The sequence below is a fragment of the Candidatus Magnetobacterium casense genome (assembly GCF_019173545.1).
GTDB lineage: Bacteria > Nitrospirota > Thermodesulfovibrionia > Thermodesulfovibrionales > Magnetobacteriaceae > Magnetobacterium > Magnetobacterium cryptolimnobacter.
In genome coordinates this window covers 1-7,857 of sequence record NZ_JABXWD010000157.1, presented here as the reverse complement: position 1 = coordinate 7,857, position 7,857 = coordinate 1, and the positions used below count along the sequence as shown (strand labels likewise).

6 protein-coding genes are annotated in these 7,857 nt (G+C 51.4%); 4 read left to right on the top strand and 2 right to left on the bottom strand.

Annotation, left to right across the window (positions count from 1 at the left end; all coding sequences use genetic code 11):
- Positions 1-10: 10 nt before the first annotated feature.
- From HWQ67_RS20535 to HWQ67_RS09620, 3 genes are all read left to right on the top strand, one after another.
- Positions 11-121 carry a hypothetical protein gene (locus HWQ67_RS20535; protein ID WP_425340716.1) on the top strand — a complete coding sequence of 37 codons (111 nt, stop codon included), beginning with the start codon at positions 11-13 and terminating at the stop codon, positions 119-121.
- Positions 122-410: 289 nt separating this feature from the next.
- On the top strand, positions 411-1,994 hold the full coding sequence (locus tag HWQ67_RS09625; protein ID WP_218252474.1) for a methyl-accepting chemotaxis protein: 1,584 nt from the start codon (positions 411-413) through the stop codon (positions 1,992-1,994).
- Between the two features lie 35 nt (positions 1,995-2,029).
- A complete protein-coding gene (locus HWQ67_RS09620) occupies positions 2,030-2,554 on the top strand; it encodes a chemotaxis protein CheW (RefSeq protein WP_218252473.1) in 525 nt (174 codons plus the stop codon).
- 828 nt (positions 2,555-3,382) lie between these two features.
- Here HWQ67_RS09620 and HWQ67_RS09615 read toward each other — a convergent pair.
- Both HWQ67_RS09615 and HWQ67_RS09610 read right to left on the bottom strand, forming a co-directional pair.
- Entirely contained in the window at positions 3,383-3,847 is a 465-nt protein-coding gene (locus tag HWQ67_RS09615; protein ID WP_218252472.1) for a CreA family protein, read from the bottom strand.
- A 131-nt stretch (positions 3,848-3,978) separates the two neighbouring features.
- Positions 3,979-4,857, bottom strand: coding sequence for an aminotransferase class IV (locus tag HWQ67_RS09610; protein WP_218252471.1), 879 nt, complete (start codon positions 4,855-4,857; stop codon positions 3,979-3,981).
- Between the two features lie 50 nt (positions 4,858-4,907).
- Here HWQ67_RS09610 and ligA point away from each other — a divergent pair, with 50 nt between their 5' ends.
- A complete protein-coding gene (ligA, locus tag HWQ67_RS09605) occupies positions 4,908-6,950 on the top strand; it encodes an NAD-dependent DNA ligase LigA (protein ID WP_218252470.1) in 2,043 nt (680 codons plus the stop codon).
- Positions 6,951-7,857 lie beyond the last annotated feature (907 nt).

Here is a 7,857-nt window from a genome sequence, read left to right as displayed (position 1 = left end):
TACACAAGCCATGACCTCAGAGATGCAGCACATTGTCTCAGCATTCCCGGAGCAGTACCTCTGGATTCACAACCGTTGGAAGACATACAAAAAAGAAAACCTCTGGACAAAAGATGTCTGAAACAACGGTGATAGATATCTACAGTGTAGTCACTATAGTCACTTTGTTGTAATTTTTGTCTTACAATAACCATCTTGGTTGGATTACAAAGCACGCAACCCTTTATTAATCAATCCTGACGTTATAAATTTTTTATAACAAAACTCTTATGCACCCAAAAACAAAAAACAACGATTTCTTGACAATATCTTTGTTGCTATGCTATTGTTGCAGTATCTTTATATTATAGATTAAAGGCAAAGGTATAGATTTATCTTTATTTTTTAAAAATTAAAGGAGATGGTAAGCAATGTTTAAGAACACGAGGATTGGACTACGGTTGATATTTCTGGTGGGGTTTCTCTCTGTGCTGTTGATAGGCATAGGGACTTATGGACTGTATGGATTAAGCGTTAGTAATAAGGGAATGGGTGATATCTATCAAAACAGCCTGTTGCCAATAGAGCAACTGGCCAACGTAAACGACTATATGCGGGAGAACATGCAGCAGCTCTTTCTTGCCGGCATGCACGACCCCCGGATGGAGGAAAGTAAGCTGCACGATCACCCCATCACCAGGCACACGGATGCGGTTGAGCAAAATATCGAAAAGATATCAAAGATATGGGCGGAGTACATGACGGCGTCATTGAGTACAGACGAGAAGGCCATTGCGGCAAAGTTCGCGGAGTCGCGCGGAGAGTTTGTCAACAAGGGGCTGAAAAATGCTTCGGAATTATACAAGGCCGGCAAATTTGCCGATGCCAACACCCACATGGTAAAGGTCGTAGGGCCGTTGTTCAGGGAGGCCAAGGGAGTAGCGGAGAAATTGCAAGCGCTGCAAACCGAATCGGCAAAGAAGATGTATGATACTTCGACTGCCGAATTCAAGTCAATCCGTAACACCTCTGTTGGGATCATGGTTTTTGGCGTATTGATTGCCGCAATTGTAGCTGCCATGATCATAAAGTCTATCACGGGACCGTTGCATAATTGCGTTGAGGTGGCCGATGACCTTGCAAAGGGTGAGCTGACGGTTACGGTTGAAGTTGATCGTAAAGATGAAATAGGCCTCTTGATGACCTCAATGAAGACTATGGTTGAGGGGTTCAGGGAGGTGGTAAACAACGTAAGGGCGGCCGCTGACAGCGTGACGGAGGGCAGTGGAAGCCTCAGCTCGATGTCGCAGCAGATGGCCGATGGTGCCACGCAACAGGCGGCATCGATAGAGGAGACGTCGTCCTCGATGCAGGAGATGACTGCCAACATCAAGCAGAATGCCGACAATGCCCAACAGACGGAAAAGATAGCCATGCAGTCTGCCACACACGCAGAGGAAAGCGGCAGTGCCGTAAAGGAGGCCGTTGCAGCCATGAAGGAGATCGCAAGCAAGATATCAATAATCGAGGAGATCGCCAGACAGACCAATCTCCTGGCCCTCAATGCGGCGATAGAGGCTGCCAGGGCTGGGGAACATGGCAAGGGCTTTGCGGTTGTGGCCTCGGAGGTGAGAAAGCTAGCCGAACGCAGTCAGAAGGCGGCAGGGGAGATCAGCCAGCTATCGGAGACCAGCGTCAAGGTAGCCGAAAAGGCGGGACAGATGCTCATCAAGCTGGTGCCCGACATAAAGCGTACCGCCGACCTGGTGCAGGAGATCACCGCCTCAAGTGGCGAGCAAAGCTCCGGGGCAGACCAGATCAACAATGCCATCCAGAGTCTCAATCAGGTGATACAGCAGACCGCATCCGCAGCAGGACAGATGGCCTCAACCTCTGATGAGCTTTCCTCACATGCGCAGCACCTCAGAGAGACGATCGCATACTTTAAGACTGGCGGCTCCACTAATATTACCCGTGGCAGAGGCACAAAGGCGATAGATTTTCAGGAGAGATGACACTACAAAAAAATAATGATCAATAAGGAGGTCTTATGTCAGTAGCCGGTATAACAGAGTTGTCGCAGTATCTGACATTTAAGCTGGATGATGAGGTATTTGCCTTAGACATCGTGAAGGTGCGTGAGGTGCTGGAGTTTTCGAGTGTGACAAAGGTGCCCAGAACGCCTGACTTTATGCGTGGCGTTATAAATCTCAGGGGCAGTGTCGTTCCCGTGCTTGATTTGCGGTTGAAGTTCGGTATGACGATGACTAAGAAAAGCGTCAATACGTGTGTGATCATTGTTGAAGTGTCCCTCGATAACGAAAAAACGGTGCTTGGCACCCTTGCCGATTCGGTGCAGGAGGTCATGGAGCTTGAGCCTGAAAACATAGAGGCAGCCCCTAAGATCGGAAGCAGGTTGAAGACTGATTTTATCCGTGGCATGGGCAAGCACAACGACGAGTTCATTATCATCCTCGACATAGACAAGATATTCTCCGTGGAAGAGCTTGCCCTCATGCAGGGAGCAAGTGCCGGCATGTCATCCGTTACGGAAGAACTCGAAGCAGTTCAATAAAAGGCAAGAAAGGCAAAGAAAGGGGCGGTCTGTGGCCGGGGCGGGTGCGGCCCGCTGCGAGAAAATCGTGCCGCCCCCTTTAGAACCCCCCGCAAGGGGTTACAGACCCCCTTGACCCCTTCCTTAGCACCAACTAAGCACCAAGCAGAACCTCAGACAGCTCTGCTTGGTCTGCTCGTTTGGAAAAGGATATAATCTCAAATGCGACAATGTTGTTATCGCCATCAAAATCAACAACTAACCCGGTTTCATTGCAACATAAACCTTGCCGTCTTGTTCGATTGCGGTTAATGTGTCCTCATGGGAGGATATTGTGTATCCTCTTTAAAAAGCATGGTAGAGGGGCAGCAGAAAAATAATGGCTCTTTCTCAAAGTGAGTGGGTAGGATTAACAACACCCACCTATGGGCAACAGGGGAAGAGAAATTATAAGCCTTGTCATGTTGCCTTTAATCTCTATTGTTTGCAAGGGAAAGCCTATAAAAGGATAAGTCGGTAGATTGTACTACCCGCTCCGTTGGTCGCTAGTTACCCACATGAAGTAAGAAGGAACCAATAAACTATTGTATGCTTACTTCATATCATATGTCCCCTTGCCTCCTTGTCGTTATTCTTCTCAGGTGTCATCACCCTGCCGATAGTCTAACCGATGGTATAACGGAAAATCCAGTGAAGTTTACTTCAAAGGTGACGGTGAGGGGGTGGGTGCGTTTTGGGCGCATTTCTGTATCGGGTGGGTGCAGTTTGCACCCAGTTTTGATACCTGGTGATATTCGGTAGGTTGGCCTGGACACTGGCTTTATCTGTTACACTGCCGGATGTCACCCCTTACTTCCACGGCATTATCGGTACGGTAGAGATAGCGTTTTTGGGTGAACCTTCAACTATCTTGTCGCTATAGACGAGGTATACGAGCGTGTTGCGCTTCTTGTCATAGAAACGGACTACCTGGAGTTTCTTAAACAGTGCGGACATGCGCTTTTCAAAGACATCTTCACCATCCTTCAGGGTGCCCTTAATCTTCACCGGGCCAATCTGACGACATGCTATAGAGGCATCCGAGGGGTTTTCGGCCAGTCCGACGGCGCCCTTCATTCCGCCAGTCTGCGCCCTGCTCAAATGGCACGTCACTCCCTCAACCTTGGGGTCGTCAAAGGCCTCTATGACTATTTTGTGATTGGGCGTAAGCAGGTTGAACTTGGTATCTACGCTACCGATCTCCTCGGCGCAAACCACCACGACTCTAACATTCATCAGCAACAAACACATTGCTACTACTACCAAAAACCTCATTGCAATACCTCCTTAAATCCATAAATCGTAATCCGTATCATTAACCTGAGTATAACACATATCTTGCGGATTCTGCTTGCCGCCAACGCAAATGGGACACATGCCAGAGTAAAGAAACCGGCAACTGCACCTCAGCGGGGTCTCCCACGCTTGACACAGGCGTCTCTGTATGCGGTAAAGCTGTTGCGCAGGGCTGTGGTCACCGGCCCTATGGCATAGGCAACGTCATCAACACTATGCACGGGCATGATCTCCATTGAGGTGTTTGTCACAAAGACCTCGCCGGCCCTGTACAGGGTGGCGGGAAAGTACTCCCCTTGTCGTGTTTCAATGCCCTCCTTCCTGGCCAGTTTCAGCGCCACAGCCCTCGTTACACCGTCAAGGATGCCGCAGCTCAATGCGGGCGTGTACAGAACGCTGTCCTTTGCAAAAAAGATGTTTGACACCGTACACTCCGATATATGACCACGGACATTCACCATCAGGGCCTCCTGGGCCATTGAGCCTTTGGCCTCAATCCTGGCAAGGATGTTGTTGAGGAAGTTCAGCGACTTGATTGCAGGATTAATGGCAGTGGCGAGGTTTCTGTTCGTCTTAACGAGCGCTACCTTTATGGAGCTTTCGGTGTATGGTTTAAATGGCCGTGCCAACACAAGCACCGTTGGCGTGTTGCACAGAGCCGGGTCGAGTCCCGGTTCGCCCACGCCCCTGGTCACGGTGACCCTGACGTAGGCGTTGCTGAGGTTGTTGGCCTGCAACGTGGCATAGATGGCGGCGGTGAGGGCGTCCTGTCCCAGACCGATAGCCAGACTGGTATCCAGGCCGACATCCAGGCTGATCAGGGACAGCGACCGGCAAAGTCTCTTTAGGTGTCCATCCAACTCAAAGACCACGCCATCATAGACCCTCAGCGTCTCAAATACACCATCCCCATACAACAAACCGTGGTCAAGGACGGAGACACCCGCACTCTCTATTGGCAACATCGTTCCGTTAAACCAAACATTCATGTCTCTATATTAACAAAAAGTCATTGGTCATGTTAATATTTCTGTAGCATATGAAAAACAACACTGAAAAAGAAGATGTAGCAGGGCAAATAGCCAGGCTGGTCAGGGAACTCAATGACCACAGCTACAGATACCACGTCCTGGATGCACCGACAATCACGGACGCCCGGTACGACGACCTGTTTCACACGCTCCTGGGGCTTGAACAGACCTCCGGCATCATCCTCCCCTACTCCCCGACGCAGAGGGTTGGGGCGGCTCCGTCGGAGAAGTTCGGCAAGGTGACCCACAATGTGCCGATGCTTTCGCTGCAGGACACGTTTTCGTTTGACGAGGTGCGGGAGTTTGACCAACGCATCAGGCGTTTGCTGGACAACCCCGTTGCCGTCAAATACACCGTGGAGCCAAAGTACGACGGCCTTGCCATTGAGCTAACCTACCGCAATGGCCTCCTGCACAGGGCCTCTACGCGCGGCGATGGCCATACCGGAGAGGACGTCACTCTCAATATCAGAACGATCCGGTCAATCCCGCTGAGACTCCTCACCGAAGACGTCCGGGAGATAGACGTCCGTGGCGAGGTCTTTATCAGCACGGCAGACTTTGAGGCACTCAACGCAGAGAGAGAGGCCGCCGGTGAACCGCTCTTTGCCAACCCGCGCAATGCCGCAGCAGGCTCCATCAGGCAGTTGGACCCGGCGGTCACGGCCAAACGCAAGTTAAACGTTGCCTTCTACGGTATTGGTCTGCTCAGTGCGGCGGTGGAGATATCGTCGCAGAGTGCGCTGATGCAGTGGCTTGGGGGGCAGCGGTTTTCGACGCCGTTTATCTTTCGGCGGGTCGATGACATTGAGCAGGCCATCGAGGTCATAGCGCAGATAGGGCGTGAGCGTGCCGACCTACCGTTTGAGATTGACGGGGCCGTGATCAAGGTGGATGACTTTGCGTTGCGTACACAGTTGGGGGCAAAGACCCGCACACCGCGCTGGGCAATTGCGTACAAGTACAGGGGTGACCGTGGCGTAACGAAGGTGACATCCATAGAGGTGAGCGTTGGCCGGACGGGGATACTGACCCCTGTGGCGGTGCTGGAGCCGGTGCGTGTGGGGGGCGTGACCGTGACCAGGTGTTCGTTGCACAACTGGGACGAGGTCAACCGTAAGGACCTTCGCATTGGCGACACCGTGGTGGTTGAGCGTGCCGGGGATGTGATCCCGCACCTTGTTGCGGTTGACATGACCATGCGTGAGGCAGGGTTGGAGCCGTTTCCGCCGCCGACCGTTTGTCCGCAGTGCGGGGCGCACGTGGTGCAGGAAGAGGGGGCGGTGGCATGGCGGTGCATCGGGATAAACTGTCCTGCGCAGTTGCGTCAGAGGCTGATGCACTTTGTGTGTCGCAATGCGTTGAACATCGACGGACTGGGTGAAAAAAACATCACCCTGTTGCACGAACACGGCCTGATAAATAGCCTCGCTGACGTCTTTTCCCTCACCAGGGACGACCTCCTGAAGCTGCCACGGTTTGCCGAAAGGTCGGTGGTCAACCTCCTGGATGCCATCGAGGCCGCCAAGGAGACGACCCTTGCGCGTGTCATCTACGCCCTTGGCATCCCGCATACGGGCACGTTTGTGTCAAAGCTCCTGGCCGAACACTTCCGCTCAATCGATGACCTCTACCACGTAACGGCTACTCAACTGCTATCCATTGACCAGGTGGGTGAAAAGATCGCACGCAGCATCAGCGGATTTTTCAGCGACGACGAAAACATCAGGACGCTTGAGGCGCTCAAGTCGCTGGGGCTGCGGATATCCAACCCCGACCACACCGCACCGCACTCCAAGTTGGCAATCCTGAGCGGACTGACGTTTGTGATAACGGGCACCCTGCCGGTAGGGCGCAGGGAGGTTGAGGCGTTGATCGCTGCAAACGGCGGCAAGTGCCTGGCAGCGGTATCAAAGGCCGTCAGTTATCTCATTGCCGGAGTCAGCGCCGGTTCAAAGCTCGAAAAGGCCAGAAAGCTCGGCGTCAGGAGCATCTCATACGAAGAACTCCTGGCGATGTTAAGTCCCCTCAAAAGTGCATTGACAAAGTAATCCCTGTTATTAGGCCACTTCACATTGTCTACTCCGTACTGCAAACGTCCGATCTCTTCGTCATATGCGCTCAAGGCTTCAGGAAGTCTGCCCAGTTCCCTCAAGACCTCCGCACGGCCACATCGGGCTGCTGCATCATTTTGGAATAAGCCTACCGCTTTGTCATATGTGCTCAAGGCCTTTTTAAAAAGACTCATAATTTCAAGAAGTTTAGACTGTAAAGTCCAAATAACCGCATATATATCCGGAAGAGTTGCATAATAAAGCAACCTCTCTGCCATTCCCCATTTATGGATACGCATTGCATAAACAGCGAGATTACAACAAGTCATGAATAGGAACTGACTCCCTCCATTGTTGAGATTGTAATCGCTTATATCGTAAATATATCTTTCAAGGTTCTTGCTGCTTCTTTGCGATATGAGCTGTTTTATAGCATTTACTTTTTCATCAACGATACCTTTAACCTCACGTCGATTTATATGCCGATTTATATACTGTAGCGTATCTTCGTTATAACTCCTTATCAAGACTTCAATCGGGTCAATATCATCAACCGCATCACCCCCTGCACCTGCCTTGACCACTGGGATGAGGGCAGCCCTCATGTCATACAGCAAGACCACAATACCCTTGACCTGCCCATTCAATTTCCTGCTCTTGCGAACACTTGAAATTATATCGTCAATGACGCTAATGTCACGAGTCATCACGGCATACACGAAGTCGGCAAATATACCGTTTATAAACAAGACCCCTTCGGCGTGTTTAACCTCATCCTCACCGTCTATCCTGCGTGCGGCAACGTCATCCCAGATAGCACGCACCTGCCCGATGACAGGCTGTGAGCGCAAGACCTCTTCATAGACGGATAGCGTCAACATGGCCCCCATGCGCCTTGATATCT

Coding starts and splice junctions, on each gene's coding strand:
- HWQ67_RS20535 (WP_425340716.1), top strand. CDS start 11: ATGACCTCAGAGATGCAGCACATTGTCTCAGCATTCCCGGAGCAGTAC.
- HWQ67_RS09625 (WP_218252474.1), top strand. CDS start 411: ATGTTTAAGAACACGAGGATTGGACTACGGTTGATATTTCTGGTGGGG.
- HWQ67_RS09620 (WP_218252473.1), top strand. CDS start 2,030: ATGTCAGTAGCCGGTATAACAGAGTTGTCGCAGTATCTGACATTTAAG.
- HWQ67_RS09615 (WP_218252472.1), bottom strand. CDS start 3,847: ATGAGGTTTTTGGTAGTAGTAGCAATGTGTTTGTTGCTGATGAATGTT.
- HWQ67_RS09610 (WP_218252471.1), bottom strand. CDS start 4,857: ATGAATGTTTGGTTTAACGGAACGATGTTGCCAATAGAGAGTGCGGGT.
- ligA (WP_218252470.1), top strand. CDS start 4,908: ATGAAAAACAACACTGAAAAAGAAGATGTAGCAGGGCAAATAGCCAGG.